Below are 17,627 nucleotides of genomic sequence, written 5' to 3' on the forward strand. Positions count from 1 at the left end.
GTTATACGATGATCATTGAGCTTTATTTATACATAGAAGAAAGTAGGTTTTTATTATGAATGATGCACTACTCTTTATTGCCCTTCTGTCGCTCGTGGCAGGTGGAATCGGTCTTCTTCTCGCAGGAACCGCCGGCATATTTCTTGGCCTAATCGTCGTCCTGCTCTTATCGATTACTATTCAGCTGCAACAGTTAATTGATCTGAAACAGAACAATAATTCGTAAGTGATTGTTTTTCGCTGCACCGGCCTACTGTACGCCTGGATCCACTTCTAAGCGAGGTGGGTCGGTTGTCAGTTTGGCCGGTACACCCAGCGGAATACCGTAATGAGGCTGACAATGCCCATAACGGAATCCTTCTACGACCGGAAAATCAGCTCCTTCAAAGAAGCTTTCAAGGACCCGATGGATCATTTCGCGTTCCGCTGGTTCTGCCTGGAAATCTCCAAGCACCACTCCTTTAACGTGATCAAACACGCCCGCCTGCTTCAAGTGGTGCAGCATCAAATCAATCCGGAACGCAGGCTCGGCAACTTCTTCTAGTAAAAGCAGCGCCCCATCAGCCTGAACTTGATAAGGTGTACCGAGTCCACTCGTAAGAACGGCAAGGTTCCCTCCAACGACCCGCCCCTCGCCAGTCCCCTGTGAAAGCACACGTAAAGGCGAAATAGTAGAATCATAAGTTAAAGAATCTCCTGTAAACAAGGGTAGAAAAGTGTCTCTTGTTTCTTCTTTTCGATCACGATCATTCAAATGGGCAATCATCGGACCATGAAAGGTCACCAATCCGCTTTTTCTTTGAATCGCTTGATGCAAATATGTACTATCACTGAACCCCCAGAATATTTTCGGGTTGCTTGAGAGCATCTCATAATCGATACGCGGAGCAAGCCTCGCGCTCCCGAATCCTCCTTCTGCACAAAAAACTGCTTTGATGGAAGTGTCCAGGAACGCTTCATGTAAGTCACTCCGTCTCTTTTCTTCCAGTGCAGCATAGTCTTCGTCGTTCGCCAAAAGATGCTGTCCTGTCACGACCTCAAGCCCCATTTCTTCAAGCTGCCGTATGCCCTGATTTACTTCTTCCTCATCCGGAAGCCCGGATGGCGCAATGACGGCGACTCGATCCCCTTTCTGTAATGCTTTTGGTTTGTACATCATTTCCTCATTCCTTCGCAAATACTTTTCATAACTTATAAATCGAACACGTTCCCCGTTCATCACAAATGTGTCATCGTCCACCTGAGATCTTTTAAAACCATTTTTCTCTAACACTTTTTGAGAACCGATATTATGGTCTGTCGTTTTAGCCAGAACCTTATGTATGGCACTCTTTTTATAGATTTCTGTTAATTGATGTACGGCTCGGACTGCCACCCCTTGACCCGTATGCTTTTCTCCGACTCGATAACCTAAATGAGCAAGACGTTTCGATTGATCGATGTCTACTAAATTGATTCTTCCAACTATCCGTGACTGTTCATCTTTTATTAAATAAAACTTCGATAATCCCTGTTCCTGTTCACGTAACAACTCTTCGTGCTTCGATAGGAAGGCTGCCCATTGGAAGTATTCGTCCCCTCGGCTCGGCACGGATTTTTCAAAATATCCACGATTCTCTTTTTCAAATGCGAGCAGTGCTTCTGCGTCGTCATGCCTTAATTTTGAGAGCGTAATCCCCATCATTCATCTCTCCTTCAAGTGGCTGATATCCAAAATCATCCACTTCACTTATTTACGTTATCATATGTACGAACTAGCCATCACTCGGTATAGTGGTTTCACCTGAATGGTTGATTTCCCATGAAACGATTGTCGTACTGTCTCTGACTTTCTTTGCTTTCACTCTTTGAAGAAGGTCGGTGACGCCTTGATCGATTCCATTCGTTCTTAAACGATCAAAAATCAGAACAGGGTTTTGATAAGACAACTGCTTGGATTCCATTCGTTCTTAAACGATCAAAAATCAGAACAGGGTTTTGATAAGACAACTGCTTGGATTCCAGCAGGCCATCTGTAGTGAGACAGATGATGTTCTGTCCTTGCCTTAATTCCTTTCTGCCCGTGCTGTAGCAAGGGATGGAGCGATTGAAAGTACTGTTTTCACCAATCCATTCATAGAAGCTTCTGTGATTTTGTTGAAACTCCCCCCATTCGGCTAATTCGTCGTGATATAAATGCAGAATACAATCTCCAACAGAGAACCACCACAAATAATGATCTTTCCTGAACACCAAAACGCAAGAGGTTTCACCTTGAATCGTTTCACACGCATTTCTAAATCTCTCACTTTTGAACATAGATAAGACATAGACCTCTAGTTCATTAAAAGCCTGACCTGTGTCCATTCTGAACAAATCCTTCAAATCGTCTTCAGCGTTTTTTATATAATTTAAAACGAGTTGTGCACTTTGAGCTGTATCATGGGCATCCAAGAGGACAGCGAATTCCCAGTCTTTATCTTGATCCCACCAGACGAGGCAGCCATCCTCATTTTTCGTCTGCCCCTCATTGGAGTCACCGCCGAATCTACCTATCGTCACTCGGTTCGCTGGACTTTCTACAAATACACGATCAATAAAAGGAGCATCTTCCCCTAACCAACAACGTTCGTTCAATTTAATCCCTCCTTTTAAGAAAAGCCCCCACTCCTCACTAATCATATGGGAGTGGGGAACAAACTACTTGGAAAACTGCCATTCATGACCGTGACGGCGGATAAACCGAATGTCTTCTTGATAATGCGTCATGTGCCCCTCATCAATCATTTTTTGAAAGGCTTTGTCGCCTTCACACGCCTTCCTTTTCATCGTTTCGCAAAGCGCCTCAAGCCTGCGTTCGACCATATCCAAATAACCCGTTTCCAGTCCCTCTATTCCATACGCCTCAAAGAATCGTTCCACTCTATGTTTGATCCTGTCACGGTCTCTCTCTGTCTGATAGAAAACCGCTTCCCCTTCTTCCGTATGGTACAGTCTGCTTAACGGCACACAAGTGTAGAGTGCATACGCAACGTCCCATAGTCTCGGCCCCGGAGCAGTCATATCAAAATCGATGATGCCGACCGGCTTTTCTTCCTGAAAAATGATATTGTAAATCGCAAAATCATTGTGGCAGACTACCTCTTTTGGATCAGGAGTCAGGTCCAACGGTTCCCAATCCTCAGAAAAAGGAAAATCGCTGACCGCATCATGATAACGACGAAGCATCTTTGCAATTTCCGTCAATGATGATTGTGACCACATGTACGGTTTCAATGGATAATTCCCGGCTTCACCTTGAATGAACGAAAGGATTTCTCTTCCTTGTTCGTCTATCCCTTTAAATCTCGGAGCGTGCGGGTACCCTTTCTTTTCCAAGTGATCGAGTAGCTTGTGTACCCTCTCACTCCCCGGCTTCACCTTGCGGACGACATTATTTCCTATGCGATAAACGTCAGAGATATTGCCTCCAGACAGCTTTTCTTCTTTTTCATACTTTGACATGTGAATTCCCCCAGAAATGAAATGGTTCGGGATTCATGGCGCTTAAAGATGCAGATTTAAAAAGAACATAGGAAGTTAACAAAAGAACTAACTTTCACAAATCTTCGGTCATTTCCGAACTGAAAAGAGTAACTTCCCAATGATTTCTCAGTAAGACCGAACAGGAGAAATCAGCTGAATATAAGAAGAATGACTTTTCGGCTTGATCACTATAGGACGCATCGCTCCTCCGAAACTGAGCAATGTTTCCTCATCATCCATAAACGCTAACGCCTCTTTCAGAAACTGACCGTCTACATAGAGGTCGAGCTCCGCATCTCCTGACACTTTCGTGACCACCTGCTTCTCACTGATGTCGCCCATCTCGTCAGTACGGGATGAAATGCTCAGTTCAGAGTCATCTTTCAGACGCATCCGGATATTATTATGACGCCAGTCACTCGCAAATAAGCATGCTCGATCCACCGCTTCGTAAAGCTTTTTCGTATCCAGTGAAATCGTGAGCTTCGACTCGTTCGGAATAAGACTTGAGACATTCGGGTAGGTTCCCTCCAGCAAACGGGAATACAATGTGGTGGAGCCTTGGGAAAAGGATATGAAATGTTCGTCTATGTAAAGGCTCAATTCACCGCTCTGCTTATTGATAAGCTTCGACAATGTCACCAGGGAGCTTGCCGGAACTGTGCAATTCCCTTCTCCACCTGCATTTGTTTCGGTATGTCTCATCGATAGTCTATGAGAATTTGTTGCTACTGCCTTTAGGTGATCATTTGAATAAGAGAAGTGAACTCCTGTCAACAGCGGTCTGGACTGATTGGTGGACGCTGCGAAAACGGTCTGCTGGAGCATTTCATTGAATGCTTTTCCATCAACGGTAACCGCCTGTTCTTGACGAAGCTCCGGCAGGTTCGGATAATCGTCCGGGTTCATCCCACTCAGCCTGGTCTTCACGTCACCAGATCGAATATGGGCCACATGATGCTGAACAGAAAACGAAATATCCTCTGATAGCTTCTTGACGAGCGGGCTCAAATATCTCGTCCCGAGTACAATCTCTCCCCTTTGCTTTACTTCCAGCACCTTTTTTCCTTCCGAATGCAAAGGAATTTCCTTTACGAGGACGACTTCCGAGTTACTTCCGACGACGATCAGGCGGTCTTCTTCTGCTTTGATTTTAATTCCTGATAAAATCGGGATTGTGGTTCGTGATGACACAACCGATGAGACTTGTGTGATGACTCTATGAAATCGTTCATGATCTACTACAAACTCCATCCAAACTTCCTCTCAAATAAATGTAATAACGACAACATTTTACAATATGTAACAAAACCATCATATCATACATTCCAATGACTCTTTAAGTCGAGACAAAATGCCCTAATGTTTATAAAAAAAGATGCTCTCCACATTGAAAGCACCTCCCGTTTATTTTAAAACCATTTCCTTCTCTTCCCATTCAACGCTCTTCTTTATCTAATAACTCTTTCACTTCCCTTAAGAGTTCATTCTGCTCTTCCTGCTTTTCCGCCAGTCGGTTGGACAGGTTGTCAAGCTTACTGAAGATGACAAGAAGCGATAATAACAGGGCCGATAAAGTAATGATTGTCCCCATTTCTCTTCCCTCCTTGTCTTAGAAAAATATAAATAGACCGACAATCGCAAGAACTACGCCGACGACTCGATTAGCCCCTAATGCAAGGTCGCTCGGTTCTGCTCCACGAAGTTTCCAACCGATTTCAACGTACCAAGCCGCATAGGGGAAAAAGGCGGCAATCAGTCCGATGATGCTCACGAGTAGACCTGACGGGTTGATGGTACTTTCAGATGAACCGGAGGAGGCTCCGTATTGCAACTTGTACTTTTCCATTGCTTCATCAGCGAGGTCCATCTCCCTCATCGTCAACTCAGACGAACCACTGCCGGAACCAATATTCCCTGACTGTTCGTAGGTATAGTGACGACCATTTTCAAAACGAATCTCATACTGGTATCCGCCGGACCGTTCTTCATAGTTCACGAGAACGGTTTGTCCGTTTGATAACTCGACCTCTTGAAACGATTCCGCTGAGACGGGCGAGTAAGAAATTAGACTCGCCATAAAAATCAGCAGAATCATAGTTGTGCGTTTCATGTATTACTCTCCTTGTTCCGTTTTACCTTTTGATGTCTCACCCTCGTTGGGCACTTCACACTCGAATGAATAATCCTGTCTGAACTTCGATACGCTCACAGAAGGATGCCCTCCTATGTCATAGCACTGCGAGCTCGCATTCAAAATCTGTTTATGATTGAAATAAGACTGAGAGATCAAAAGAATGCCTCCCATCACCAACGAGAACACAAGCAGCAGAACCGCCAGCTTTTGCTGAATCTTCACTTTCTTCATTACCGGCTTCCTCCTTTCATGAACCGAATGCTTCATACGATCCGTTTTCCCACACTAATGGCGTTCCTTCACTAAGGATAACGCCTTCCAAATTCGTTTCCGCTAATACATGCCGGGCATCCTTTTTCGAGAAAAACACTAACTCCCACTCATCAAAATAGCAGGTGAAAACAAACTCTTCCTTTTCATCAGTTAGGGTCACAGGTGTTGAACAGAGAATCTCCGGAATCTCATTCTGAATCTCCTCTATCCTGAATTGTCCGTTTTCTTCATAAACATTGCCATATTTTATGTACTCAGACCCATTTGAGCTTAAGACATACAGAATATCTTTCATGATCAAAAGAGGGATTTTATCTTCGAAAGGGGTGTATTCGTCTGGACCAAGACTTCTCTCCAGCCTTTTCTGTAAATCAGGTCGATTGTAAATTTCTATCCCCATGCACATACTCATCCAAGCACTTGCCGCTTTGGACATTTCAGCCATCGTGGTGAACCCGCACCTGTCTTTCAGCTCAAGCCAGGAAACCGGGGTTCCGTATGTAACGATATGACGATCGATCGGGTAATACGCGTGCGGACTGGCACTCTCGTTCGATTTAAATCCCTCGGGCATTCTGAAAAACGGGAAAAAGATTTTCGCTGCAAAAGTGAAGGGTTCAGGTAACAAGTCATGCAAAGCATCGTTCTCCGGATCCCCTTCGTCGATCGGATAATAGAATTTCATCTCTGTTCCCTCCTTACTTTTCTTTCAATTTGACAATACCGGAATAGAAGAAAACGAATGATGCGCATAAAGCACTTGCTAAATAGGTGGCGTTCAGCCACAAGGCGCCTTCCCCTGAGACTAAACTATGGAGGTCAGACAAACCGCTTACCATCAATACACCTGCTAAAGCAAAATGTAATAAAGAACTTTTCAGCATTGTACCCCTCCACCCATTCCAATTTATTTAGTCTTAAACTTCTCAGGCTGCTTCACATAGCTTTCGATGATAAATCCACAATCCGTGCACAATACATGCTCCACTTCTGAACCAAATGAGATCGCCTTATGTGTAGGGGTCACTACGGCGTACCCATTCTGCTTCCCTCTACCTAATTCCTTCCCCCCACATTTCGGGCAAGTATCAGTCGTATCCATATGAACTCCTCCTTCTTCGTTCCTTTACTTACGTAACACATGCGTATTTGGTTCCTGGATAATCATTTATCTTCCAATTTCGCATTAATTTTTTCCAACAGTTCATTTTGTCGATCCATTTTGCTTTCGATTTTATTCGTCATCTTCGTCAAGTGGTTCACGATGGACCACAGAGACAGAATCATGACGGCAACAATGATCACTCCCAATACGATCCCTCCTTAATTTAAAATTTCATCCCAAGTTCTTTAAACTCCTCCACAACTTCATCATATCCACTCACGTCACCAAACCCATATTTCGCATACACAAAAGGAACACCCGCAAACCGCGCAGCTTGAAAATCGCCTTCTGTATCGCCGACGTAGACAGGGCTTTCCAAGTCGTTCCGATCGATCACGAGACGGATGTTTTCCCCTTTTGAAAGCCCGGTTCGACCAGGGTTCTCAAAGTCTTCAAAGTAGCGTTCAAGTCTGTGGGAATCATAGAATGTTTCAATATACCCCTCCTGACAGTTGCTGACGATAAAGAGGCGGTACTTCTTAGCTAGCTGTTGAAGGACCGGTTCGACGTTCGGGTAGAGACGCCCTCCCTGCTTCTTCAAGAATTCCACTTCGGAATCAAAGCATTCATTCAGAACGCTCCGTTGTTCTTCCTCACTCCAGTGAGGGAACAGCTTCTTACCGATATCATGAATCTGCAGACCCATAATGCTCTCAAGGTCCTTCCTCGTCATTGTTTTTTCACCAGGGTGTGTGCGCTGAACGGCCTTATTCCAAGAGTCAAGCACGGTATCAATCGGGTCCCATATCGTTCCGTCCAGGTCAAAAATGATGCTGTCCATTTTATAAATCTCTCCTTTATTTTTCTTCAGCCATAGCCTTTATAGCTTTATGAAAATCCTTCAGTTTCACTAATACATCATAGATGGTAGATAATTCGGCACTCTCACCACCTGCCATAGGTGTTGAGGATTTCGTCTTCGAGCGAATGCCGCGGTCATCAAGAATCCCCTCCTGTGAGCTGAATGATCTGTTCGATTGTAGCATCGGCGTCCTCCTCATCATGGATAACAAAGACCTGATCTGCTTCCCCATCTTCCGGCATCCCTCCACCGACCGACTCCATCCGCTGGCGTTCCAACACCTGCGCGAAGTTCGAATAATCCCCTCTAAAAATCCCGGTATCACGTTTGCTCTCCCCCACTCTTTTTTCAAGTACTTTGTCAGGAATGTCAAAATAGACAATTACGCGGTAGAAGTACTCTATTGGAAAAAAGGTCTCCATCATTTCCTTCCGTCCGTCCTCTTGAAGGTTAGCACTGGCGATGATGAGGTGAGCTTTTGTATGTTCTGTAGCGTATCGGACAATGAACTGGGAAAGGCCGTGCTTCAATGTGTTCGGCCCTTCTTCAGGCTGCAGCTTCTCATAGTAACGATTGATGAAGGCCGCATGATGATCCTGATCTACCACGACCGCTTCCTTTAATCGACGTTCAAGCCTGCGAGCAAATGTCGACTTCCCACTATGCGTTCTACCTACCGTAATGACAGCGAGCCGCCTCACTCGTTCTTCTCCTGATCTTCAAAAGGTGTAATTACGTTCCATCCGCTGCCTTCAAACAATCTTCTCAACGTCCACAAGTGATCACTTCCGATCAAAAGCAACACCCGTTCTCCGGAGTCGGTCATTTCTGAAACGTGCTTAAAAATTCTATGTTCCCTCTCCGACCATTTATTCAAAAATCGAAGCCCGACCGCCTCATCAGATTCATCATGCAGCCCGATAAAGGAGAGGTACATTTCCTCTACGTCACGAATGAATGACGGAGCATTCAACTGGCGGTATGACGTATAAACAGATTGATTTTCGTTAATCTCCGGATAGCGTTCGGTCGTTCGACTCAGCTGGTCTTGTATGTCTCGTTCAGCATTCTCAACCGCTTTATGTAAATCCGTAACGTCTTGTTCTGTCATGGTTCCAGCCCAGTTTACGGCGAATACTTTTTTATGCTTCAATTGGCGGGCAAGCCTGAACCCGATCTGCTGCAATTCGTCGATGGAAAGATCCCGGTCAGACTCTTGATAGAGGGCATTCAGCTCGTCCTCCTGCGTTCTCTCCCACTCCAACGCTACTTTATCCGGTTTATATTGTCTGAAAACGTCGACGAGCTCTTTTATTTCCCGCTCTTTTCGTTGAATGATATCCGGATGCTGTTCAAAGTGAAACGTGCCGACTAATATCACTTCTTTTTCCATCTACTGGCCCCTCCTTTTGTGATTGGATGTATATGTATGTATCAAATTTTGACAAATGCCACCTTCAGCTTATCACGATTTCAACAATCACGAACAGCATAATCTTCCTACTATCTCTCTTCATAAAATGAAAAAGACAGGGTCTCACTTCCCCTGTCTTTTTCTTCAAGATCAAGTTATTCAAATTTCGTTTTAAATACATACGCGATATCATAGTCGGCTAAATCTGATTTATTTTCTTCCGGATTCTCATAGAAGGTCGTCGCAAACGAACTCATCCCGTTACCTTCGTCCGAATAACCAATAGCAGAAAGAACGACCTCTCCTTCTCCGACTCTCACATCGCCTGGATAAGTCCCCCACACCATCGATAAGGATCGTTCCTCCTCCAAGATGATATCTTCTCCTTCACTGGATCCGGTTGTTCCCCCACTGCTGATGGATAGGTTGAACCTCATCTTATGTCCGTTTCCTTCCTCTGTTGCTGAAAGGATTATGGAGCCTTTCTCTCCAGGCATCACACCGAGCTTCATAACGGCGTCATCCGTTAAACGCCCTTCTTCATATTTCTCGACCCACACTTCGGCTTTCTCAAAGGATGGGTCTACATTGTAATCAAACACGTATGCACCGCCAGAAAGCGTTGTCAAAATAGCTTCTTCACGCTTCGTCAATTCAGCACTGGATACCACGTTACGTTTGTCCGCTTTCGCTGTTTCCGTTTTTTCAGTTTCTTGATCTGTACAAGCACTTAACATCAATACGACGAAAAACAACGCACTCCACATGACTTTCTTCTTCACACATACCCTCTCCCTATGATCTCCTATGTATATCCTCAGATTATCATAGTTCATTCATTTTCCAAATTACGTTTGTTTCCGCTTGGAAAATTTCTTTCTGACTAACAATCCAACTAAGAGTACCAAAGGAAGTAAGAGACCATGAGTTAAGGCGTACGCACTCCACGTCTCGCCGACAAATGTCTCAAAGTAGGCAACATCAGGATAGGCGATGATCGACAGGACGACCGTTCCCATGCCGAGCGGAAGAAGAAGCGGACGGTGGTCGTCCATATTGAGAAATTGTGCCACTCCTACTGTTGTAGAGTAAACGAGAATGATTAGTTTAAAAAAGATCGTAATCATCCAAATGATCGCAATGATGATTTCCAAACCTTCCAGAAATCCTGCAATGTTGATTTTCTCTCCGACTTTATAGGTCGGATAAGCGTTCAACCCGGTTAAATCAGCACCGAGAACCAAAAGGGAAATTAAAGTGATGAGCAATAGAGCAAGCCCCCCTATCACACTGCCCAGCATCCACCCGTGTGTTTTCTTTATCCCTTCCTTCACGTAAGGATAGATCATAAGAAGGGTGATCATTTCTAAGTACGGTGTACCGATAACGATCCCAGATGCCTTGATAGGTGGCCATATCCCGTTTTCAAAATGAGGCTTCAAGTGCTCCATATTAATCTGCGGAGCGACCGAGATCACCATGAAGATGAGAAGCAGCACCATCCAAGGAATAAATATCTCTGCTGAACGGCCCATCGCTTCGATTCCCAAGTACGCGCCCGCAATGATCACTAAAAGAAATAAGATATGCGTGAATTGAAGGGGGGTTTCAGGTATGATTTGAGTCGTCATGAAATCGCCTATATTCCGAAGGACAAGGGCTGACAGAATGTAAAGAAACATGAGATAAAATAGATTCAACACACGTCCGATCCAGGGACCGAAAGCATACTGCGCGGCCTGAACAAACGTTTTCCCCTCTGCTTCCTTTCCCACTTTGCTGTAAAAGAGAGAAAGCAAGAGTCCAACAAGAATAGCCACGATGACCGACAGCCACGCATCCTGTCTCGCTTCAAGTGCGAGCGGAGTCGGAATGATCAAAATCGAGCTCCCGATTGTAAATAAAATAACGAGAAACATGAACTGACGAGGACTAATCGTTTGGTTATCCACTGCTTCCACCCCTTTCACTATTAAAGTCCAATGGCTTGATAAAAGGCTTGAATCGAGTCGAGAGGATTCGGAACATTTACGCCTCGACTTTCCAAAACACTAACCGTTGTCGTCAGGAAGAGGATGATGGAAAAGAACCAGATGTCTTTGATCTTCCCCGCCTTCTTCAACCTCGGGAATTCCAGCCAGAAAATGGCGGCTGCAACGGCGAGAATTGCGATTGTCGTCCACATCCTCATCACCCTTCCTTGTTTATCGGCTGCGTAGAGTTCCCTTTGCGCCTGATTTTCGCTTTAACCTCAATCGAAACATCCAACTCCGTGAATTGCTGATCCCACTCATCCTCCACACTTTTCCAATACGTCGGGTTATCTCTGTGCACCGCACTCCCAAGTCCAAGAAAGTCGCTTTCCAGTTCTTCCTGCGCTGCGGTGACACTTGATTGTATCGTTTTTTCGATCTGCTTCTCCACTTCTTTATTGACCTCTTGAATAGATTCGGGAGAGCCAAGGTCAATTTTACAGTCGACTTCTGCTACATTCCCCTCTGCTTCCACCATAATCGTGACCTCAGGTGTCGAGCCGTCCATTTTGGACTTCATACTGGACTGAGTTCTGAGAATCTCTACACTGATGGTCCCTTCATCATCGCAAGGATGTGTCACGATGGTACTTCTTACATCACCAGTGGCGTAGTTCAGTCCCTGACTCTCCATTTCGCTCAGCCAACCTACAAGCCTGTCTTCTTTAAAGGCGGCCAGATGATCAACTTCCAGTTTCGTCGGTGCATCCACGTTCTCGACATTGGACATGTTATTCCCAACTTCCGGATCCCCAAGAAGATCGATTCCAGGAAGGACCGGACTCTTCCCTTTGTCACGGACATCTGCGATCAGTTTGTCGATGGATACTCCTTTGCTGACCCCCCAGTTCTTCTGCACGTTATCGATCGAGTTCATGATCTTGTTCGCCGGAATTTTTTCATAAGGGGTGACGATACTTAACATCACCTCAGCAGGAGCATTCTTAGCCACGGCTACATAGAACGACGTTCGGAACTCGTGATCGCGGTATAGAAAATCGAGAGAAGGCATGACGCCTTCTTCAGCCAACTTGCTTCCGATAATGACTAGCCTCATTTGAGAGAAATAAATTTGCCTCGGACTTTTGGCGGACAATCGCCGAAATGCGTCCAATAGCGTTTCCCCAGTTGTCGAGTAAGTCGACACAGGTGGTCTATTAGTCGGAGCATCGGTAGCAATTTCCGAAGGGTTAATGACCTGAACTGCCACTAAGTAATCACCCTCATCATTCTTATCGATTGCGACCGAAACGGCAATCCCGAGTTCATCCAACTCATTACTGTTCCAGCATCCGGACAGAAGAGAGAGACAGATTATGATTAAACTGATTCGAACCCATGAAGATGTCATCGTCAGCTCTCCTTTGAATTAGGGTTGGTGCGCGTTTCGTTATTTTTCGCTATGGATGTCGGACGTGAGAACAATCCCCAATGTGGAAAGCGGATCAATACGTCCTTCTGATCCTTTGCGACAAATGGCGCAAAGGGTGACATGTACGGTACGCCGAATGACTTCAAACTGCATAAGTGAAACACTAATGCAATCATTCCAAGAATAATGCCATACAACCCGAAAGTGGCCGCCAAAACCATGAAAACAAAGCGGATCATCCGAATCGGAATGGCCATATTGTATGCTGGAATCACAAAACTTGAAATGGCTGTGATCGCCACGACGATGACCATAGCGGGAGATACGAGACCAGCCTGCACCGCTGACTGCCCGAGCACAAGTGCTCCAACGATAGATACAGCAGAACCGACCGGTTTCGGTAACCGTATTCCAGCCTCGCGCAAAATTTCAAACGTCAACTCCATGATGAGCGCTTCGACAAAGGCAGGAAACGGTACACCTTCCCGCTGAGCTGCCAGGCTGATCAAGAGAGGTGCCGGAATCATTTCCTGGTGGAACGTTGTAAAAGCAATGTATAATGCCGGCATGAAGAGCGCAATACAGAAACAAACGAGCCTCAGGATGCGGATGAGCGTCCCGATGTCCGCCCTTTGGTAATAGTCCTCACTCGATTGGAAGAAATTGACGAACAGCGCCGGCACAAGCAGCACCTCTGGCGTACCATCCACAATGATGGCAACCCTTCCTTCCAGGATGCCCGCCGCAATCGTGTCAGGCTTTTCAGAATAATAGACCGTCGGAAAAGGAGAATACTGAGCATCCTGAATGTACTCCTCGATATATCCACTTTCCAAAACGCCGTCAATGTCGATGTTTTCAAGACGCTTATGGACGTCTCTTACTACACTGTCCTCCGCTGTCCCCTCAAGATAAGCCACAGCAATATCCGTCTGGGTCATCTTCCCGATTTTCTTAGCATCCATCCGCAGATTCGAGTCTCTGATTTTTCTCCTCAGAAGAGCCGTATTCGTCCGGAGCGTTTCGTTGAAAGCCTCCTTCGGACCACGGATGACACTCTCTGCCGTCGATTCCTGAACCCCACGGTCCCTCCAGCCTTTCGTGCTTGCCACCAGCGCTTTTTTCTCTTTATCGATGAGGAGGATCGTCTCTCCTGAAAGCAGGCGGTGAAGCAGTTCATCGATATGTTCGACCTCACTGAGCTCACCGATTGGCAGAGAAGCCGTTTTGATTTTTTCATACAGCGCTTTGACGGACGCCCTTTTGGAAGGCATATCAAGCATTAAGGCTTCCATGATATATTCCTGGACCGTATTTTTATCCACCAGTCCGTCCATATAAAGAACCGCACAAGGCGTTTTGTTGATGCTAATGTGTCTGACAACTAAGTCTGAACTTTCACCCAATCTTTTGGTGACCATCGTGACATTGTCATTTAACGATGAATAGAGAAGCGAAGAAGTAGGTTGATCCGTTGAGCCTTTATCCATGACTGCCCTCCTTTCTTTTCCTGTTTTTGCTTAGCATGCTCGGGAACAGTCAATATTATGAAAAGAAGGAGAGAATTTAAAGGCATAAAAAAAGAACCTCCAACGATGGAAGTTCTGTTCTTCTACATATGTACAGCTCCTCATTCATAACACCCGTAGGTTAACCGGAACGAATTCCGAACAGAGCTACATTATGATAAGGAGCTGATAGCAAGAGTATACCCCTTTTTCAGTATTTCTATACATGCTTTTTAAATTTTTTTCTTGTATAAATGAACCCTGCGGTTATCCAATCGGATCGTCTGCCAAAGTTTCATTCCATTTTTCTCTGCTACACGTATGGATGCCTTGTTGCCCGGCTGGATGAGGGAGATGACCTCGTTCAGTTCCAACTCCTGAAAAGCTACTTCTGTTAAGGAAGCTGCCACCTCTGTCGCATAGCCCTTTCCCCAATGCGCTGGAGCAATCCAATAGCCGATCTCCATCAGCCGCTCACCTTCTATCGTCTGTGGCACGATTCCAGCATGACCGACAAATACCCCTTCATGTGTTTCAACAACATGAAGTCCGTACGTCTCGCCTTTTTCATACGTCTTATATACCCACTGCAGGAATGTTTCCTGTTCTTCCTCGGACTTTACGGTTCCCTTTCCGATGTAGCGCATGACATCCGGGTCTGTCAGGAGTCCGAAAAGAAGAGGTTTATCGGCATTCGTATAAGGTCTCCATCTCAGCCTCTCTGTCGCTCCTTTCATTTTTCATCCCCCCAGTTGTTCCTGCCTCGAGCGTGTAAAGCCTCCATAACGGCTTCCTTGGAAGGTGAGAGTTCCCTCGTCTTCCTCAACCAATAACCCGTATTGTTCTCCACTCACCTTGAACTCTGAACGATCGCCACTTTCAAATTCGAACGTAACAAAATAGTTCGTTCTCGTATGAGAGTGATGCTCTGTTCCGCCCGATCTCCTTGACAAATCTGTCCGCTTCGAAACAATCACGGCTGGTACCGTCAGTTTAGGCGCGTTTTCATTTTTTCGGTATGTACGGATCCCTTTAATGACGCTTACTAGAATACTGCCGAACACAATTACAAAAATAATCCCGATGAAAACCGGAACGAATGTAAACATAAAATCAGAAAAATAAAATGAATCAAACATCACACTACACCCTTTCGTTTGTACTCTTAATCTTCCGCTGTAAAAATGTCATTATCCACGGTAAACCGATACCTTATATCATGGATCTCTGAATCTTTTTTAAGAAAATAGAATCGCTTCCCATTAGACGTCTTTAAGTCTACGGTCTCGAACTCCTCCTGGTCCAAGGACACTTCTACCTTCTGCAAGTCTGGGTTTTCGACCATCATAAACAGATAAGAATCCGTTTCATTCATCTGTATAACGATAGATCCCGTCCAAATCCCTTCTGCTTCGATATCGGACCTAGGATACAAGCTGCCTAGATAACCTAGGAACTGCATTTCTCTGCTGAAGGTCCAATCCCCAAACCAGTTCCGATCCAGCAGCGCTACTTTGCTATGCGGCTCATCCTCATAATAGGTTACCCACCGATCGCCGAACTGCAGAAGACCGTGTACCTCCCCTTCTACTTCGTGGTTACGTAAATAACGTTCGACATCTTCAATCTCAGGACCGGACTGGTAATTTTGATAGATCAAAAAGAGACCGACCATCACATAGAGTCCTATGATGGAACGGATCAATAGCTTCACCGCAAATCCCCTCCTTCCCTATAAAATGTTACCATTATTTTCTTCCCACGAAAAAGCCCCACTTTTGAAAAGCGGGGCGGATTTCAGCTTGTCCTCTTGGAAGGCTTACTCTATTCGATCCTCTTCCCTTACAACGGTCCGTGCATACCGGTCGTGAGAGAGCACGGCACCATCCTCTCCTTCATAAGTATCTCGGTTCTTCATATAATCGATAAAACCAATCGAATCCCGGTACGCCATCCGCTTGACAATTTGACCATCTGTCAGCCGACCACCGTTTTCGTCCTCCAGCACAAGACCCATCGCCTTATACCCAACCGTCTTCTGCTTGCACTTCATTTGCGCATACTCAAGCCCCCACGCTGCTACGGTCGGCGTAATCAAGGCATGGACCCACTCCTGCTTTACTCTTTTTCTAAGTAACGGTTCGACCGCAAGTGTAACAACGCTGGATATCGCTAGGTCGATCATAATCGCTTTCGTTCTCTTCTTCGTCATCGGCTTCATGGAGATCCTCCTCTTTTGTTTACGTGTTTTTTATACGGAATAACTGACGGTAACGTTTCAAAAATATGGCGATAAATTGGTGTAGAAAGCACGCTATAGAAAAAGACGACCACAGCAGGCCGTCTAGTCGATTACCATGTATATGTTTTTATGTTTCCTGTAAATGGATCCACGAGATACCATTGATTGATTCCTGTTTCCGCATCTCCCTCGCGATACGCATGAATCAGATAATCGGACTCCACGACATTTCGATAGCTGATCGACACGTCCTGTTGATAAGAGAACGTCTCCCTCACGAATTGTTCAGCATCCTTTTTTCCTAAGTGATGTTCCCTTACACCTTCTTCCCCGTAAAGCTGAACATCTGTCCCTGTAGAAAGACTGTAAGGATCCAAGTCCTGGTTATAATGGAAAAGGTCTCTTAACGTCACTTCAGGATGATCCCTTACAAGACTGTAAAAAGTATCACCTTCCTGCACGGTATGGTACAGGGGTGAGGATATATAAAACGTCAACTCGTCCCCGACGCGCAGTCGATTAGCTTGAACCTCTGGATTCCATTGGTATATTTCTTCAAGGGTCGTATCTTTATAAATCTTTGAAAGACTCCATAATGTATCTTCAGGTTGAATGGTCACGGTTTTCTCCACTGTCTCAGCTGACACACTCCACGTTGTCCCCACTGCCAGAACGAATACGAACAGAGGCATGAGATACCGTTTCACTTCCATCTCCTCCTAAGAGATTGATGTCGTTACATGAACTGTTCCACTTCACCTGTTTCTGAATCTACGATATACCAGCCGAATGTAGCCGTATGTTGATTCATCATTTCATAGACGCGAATCAAATAATCGTCACCCACCATACGCTCCAAGTCGACCTCTGCATTGTCCAGGTTCTCAAACATTTTTTCAACACTCGCAACGGCCTTTCGATGACTGACGGATGGCTCACTTTCCCTTTCACCAAGTTGAATGACGGCTTCTTCGTGAGAAATGACTTGACGGGATGTTTCTTCTGTCTCCTCCGAAGCGGCAACCTGGCTTCCGAATGTGAGAATACCGAAGGCAGCTATTACGGGCACGAGATACCTTTTGGATAAGACCATCATATCTCCTCCTTATGGATAGCCTATGTATATCTTTTCCCTTTGTTCGCCCTCACCCAAACATTTTATAGGACATTAGACCCT

Annotated in this window: 28 protein-coding genes; 1 reads left to right on the forward strand and 27 read right to left on the reverse strand. The window is 45.3% G+C overall.

What is annotated here, in order from left to right:
* Positions 1–55: 55 nt before the first annotated feature.
* Positions 56–226, forward strand: a complete 171-nt coding sequence (locus LCM20_RS01715) for a hypothetical protein (RefSeq protein ID WP_225193697.1) — start codon at positions 56–58, stop codon at positions 224–226.
* Positions 227–250: 24 nt separating this feature from the next.
* Here LCM20_RS01715 and LCM20_RS01720 read toward each other — a convergent pair whose 3' ends face one another.
* The 27 genes from LCM20_RS01720 to LCM20_RS01850 all read right to left on the reverse strand — a co-directional run bounded on the left by LCM20_RS01720 (position 251) and on the right by LCM20_RS01850 (position 17,543).
* Positions 251–1,681 (reverse strand): GNAT family N-acetyltransferase, encoded by a 1,431-nt coding sequence (locus LCM20_RS01720; RefSeq protein WP_225193698.1) that lies wholly within the window; start codon positions 1,679–1,681, stop codon positions 251–253.
* A gap of 73 nt (positions 1,682–1,754) precedes the next feature.
* Positions 1,755–1,928, reverse strand: coding sequence for a hypothetical protein (locus tag LCM20_RS01725; RefSeq protein ID WP_225193699.1), 174 nt, complete (start codon positions 1,926–1,928; stop codon positions 1,755–1,757).
* A complete protein-coding gene (locus LCM20_RS01730; protein WP_225193700.1) occupies positions 1,897–2,616 on the reverse strand; it encodes a protein phosphatase 2C domain-containing protein in 720 nt (239 codons plus the stop codon). The genes LCM20_RS01725 and LCM20_RS01730 overlap by 32 nt, the downstream gene beginning before the upstream one ends.
* Before the next feature lie 63 nt (positions 2,617–2,679).
* Complete coding sequence (locus LCM20_RS01735; RefSeq protein WP_225193701.1) at positions 2,680–3,483, reverse strand: aminoglycoside phosphotransferase family protein; 804 nt, start codon at positions 3,481–3,483, stop codon at positions 2,680–2,682.
* Between the two features lie 147 nt (positions 3,484–3,630).
* The gene (gene dnaN / locus LCM20_RS01740; protein WP_225193702.1) at positions 3,631–4,758 is read right to left on the reverse strand and encodes a DNA polymerase III subunit beta; all 1,128 of its coding nucleotides are present in this window, start codon (positions 4,756–4,758) and stop codon (positions 3,631–3,633) included.
* Between the two features lie 184 nt (positions 4,759–4,942).
* The gene (locus LCM20_RS01745; protein ID WP_225193703.1) at positions 4,943–5,098 is read right to left on the reverse strand and encodes a hypothetical protein; all 156 of its coding nucleotides are present in this window, start codon (positions 5,096–5,098) and stop codon (positions 4,943–4,945) included.
* A gap of 18 nt (positions 5,099–5,116) precedes the next feature.
* Positions 5,117–5,617 carry a hypothetical protein gene (locus LCM20_RS01750; RefSeq protein WP_225193704.1) on the reverse strand — a complete coding sequence of 167 codons (501 nt, stop codon included), beginning with the start codon at positions 5,615–5,617 and terminating at the stop codon, positions 5,117–5,119.
* 3 nt (positions 5,618–5,620) lie between these two features.
* On the reverse strand, positions 5,621–5,872 hold the full coding sequence (locus tag LCM20_RS01755) for a hypothetical protein (protein WP_225193705.1): 252 nt from the start codon (positions 5,870–5,872) through the stop codon (positions 5,621–5,623).
* Positions 5,873–5,888: 16 nt separating this feature from the next.
* Positions 5,889–6,599, reverse strand: coding sequence for a DUF2711 family protein (locus LCM20_RS01760; protein WP_225193706.1), 711 nt, complete (start codon positions 6,597–6,599; stop codon positions 5,889–5,891).
* A gap of 13 nt (positions 6,600–6,612) precedes the next feature.
* A complete protein-coding gene (locus tag LCM20_RS01765) occupies positions 6,613–6,798 on the reverse strand; it encodes a hypothetical protein (RefSeq protein WP_225193707.1) in 186 nt (61 codons plus the stop codon).
* Between the two features lie 23 nt (positions 6,799–6,821).
* A complete protein-coding gene (locus LCM20_RS01770; RefSeq protein ID WP_225193708.1) occupies positions 6,822–7,016 on the reverse strand; it encodes a transcription initiation factor TFIIIB in 195 nt (64 codons plus the stop codon).
* A gap of 62 nt (positions 7,017–7,078) precedes the next feature.
* On the reverse strand, positions 7,079–7,225 hold the full coding sequence (locus LCM20_RS01775) for a hypothetical protein (protein ID WP_225194195.1): 147 nt from the start codon (positions 7,223–7,225) through the stop codon (positions 7,079–7,081).
* A gap of 17 nt (positions 7,226–7,242) precedes the next feature.
* On the reverse strand, positions 7,243–7,860 hold the full coding sequence (locus tag LCM20_RS01780; RefSeq protein WP_225193709.1) for an HAD family hydrolase: 618 nt from the start codon (positions 7,858–7,860) through the stop codon (positions 7,243–7,245).
* A gap of 16 nt (positions 7,861–7,876) precedes the next feature.
* Positions 7,877–8,065, reverse strand: coding sequence for a hypothetical protein (locus tag LCM20_RS01785; RefSeq protein WP_225193710.1), 189 nt, complete (start codon positions 8,063–8,065; stop codon positions 7,877–7,879).
* Complete coding sequence (locus tag LCM20_RS01790; RefSeq protein WP_225193711.1) at positions 8,019–8,582, reverse strand: AAA family ATPase; 564 nt, start codon at positions 8,580–8,582, stop codon at positions 8,019–8,021. Before LCM20_RS01790 ends, LCM20_RS01785 begins: the two co-directional genes overlap by 47 nt.
* Positions 8,579–9,274 (reverse strand): DUF5694 domain-containing protein, encoded by a 696-nt coding sequence (locus tag LCM20_RS01795; RefSeq protein WP_225193712.1) that lies wholly within the window; start codon positions 9,272–9,274, stop codon positions 8,579–8,581. The genes LCM20_RS01790 and LCM20_RS01795 overlap by 4 nt, the downstream gene beginning before the upstream one ends.
* Positions 9,275–9,450: 176 nt before the next feature.
* Positions 9,451–10,077 carry a hypothetical protein gene (locus LCM20_RS01800; protein WP_225193713.1) on the reverse strand — a complete coding sequence of 209 codons (627 nt, stop codon included), beginning with the start codon at positions 10,075–10,077 and terminating at the stop codon, positions 9,451–9,453.
* A 66-nt stretch (positions 10,078–10,143) separates the two neighbouring features.
* Positions 10,144–11,247 (reverse strand): GerAB/ArcD/ProY family transporter, encoded by a 1,104-nt coding sequence (locus tag LCM20_RS01805; RefSeq protein ID WP_225193714.1) that lies wholly within the window; start codon positions 11,245–11,247, stop codon positions 10,144–10,146.
* A gap of 20 nt (positions 11,248–11,267) precedes the next feature.
* Positions 11,268–11,480, reverse strand: coding sequence for a hypothetical protein (locus LCM20_RS01810; protein WP_225193715.1), 213 nt, complete (start codon positions 11,478–11,480; stop codon positions 11,268–11,270).
* A 5-nt stretch (positions 11,481–11,485) separates the two neighbouring features.
* A complete protein-coding gene (locus LCM20_RS01815; protein WP_225193716.1) occupies positions 11,486–12,679 on the reverse strand; it encodes a Ger(x)C family spore germination protein in 1,194 nt (397 codons plus the stop codon).
* Between the two features lie 2 nt (positions 12,680–12,681).
* Entirely contained in the window at positions 12,682–14,190 is a 1,509-nt protein-coding gene (locus LCM20_RS01820; protein ID WP_225193717.1) for a spore germination protein, read from the reverse strand.
* A 251-nt stretch (positions 14,191–14,441) separates the two neighbouring features.
* A complete protein-coding gene (locus LCM20_RS01825; protein ID WP_225193718.1) occupies positions 14,442–14,945 on the reverse strand; it encodes a GNAT family N-acetyltransferase in 504 nt (167 codons plus the stop codon).
* A 3-nt stretch (positions 14,946–14,948) separates the two neighbouring features.
* On the reverse strand, positions 14,949–15,347 hold the full coding sequence (locus tag LCM20_RS01830) for a DUF2500 domain-containing protein (protein ID WP_225193719.1): 399 nt from the start codon (positions 15,345–15,347) through the stop codon (positions 14,949–14,951).
* Positions 15,348–15,373: 26 nt separating this feature from the next.
* Entirely contained in the window at positions 15,374–15,922 is a 549-nt protein-coding gene (locus tag LCM20_RS01835) for a hypothetical protein (protein ID WP_225193720.1), read from the reverse strand.
* A 105-nt stretch (positions 15,923–16,027) separates the two neighbouring features.
* Positions 16,028–16,429 carry an RDD family protein gene (locus LCM20_RS01840; RefSeq protein ID WP_225193721.1) on the reverse strand — a complete coding sequence of 134 codons (402 nt, stop codon included), beginning with the start codon at positions 16,427–16,429 and terminating at the stop codon, positions 16,028–16,030.
* Between the two features lie 131 nt (positions 16,430–16,560).
* Positions 16,561–17,157, reverse strand: a complete 597-nt coding sequence (locus LCM20_RS01845) for a LysM peptidoglycan-binding domain-containing protein (protein ID WP_225193722.1) — start codon at positions 17,155–17,157, stop codon at positions 16,561–16,563.
* Between the two features lie 29 nt (positions 17,158–17,186).
* On the reverse strand, positions 17,187–17,543 hold the full coding sequence (locus tag LCM20_RS01850) for a hypothetical protein (protein ID WP_225193723.1): 357 nt from the start codon (positions 17,541–17,543) through the stop codon (positions 17,187–17,189).
* Positions 17,544–17,627: the final 84 nt, after the last annotated feature.

Origin of the sequence: Halobacillus litoralis (assembly GCF_020171725.1) — a bacterium.
GTDB lineage: Bacteria > Bacillota > Bacilli > Bacillales > Halobacillaceae > Halobacillus > Halobacillus litoralis_F.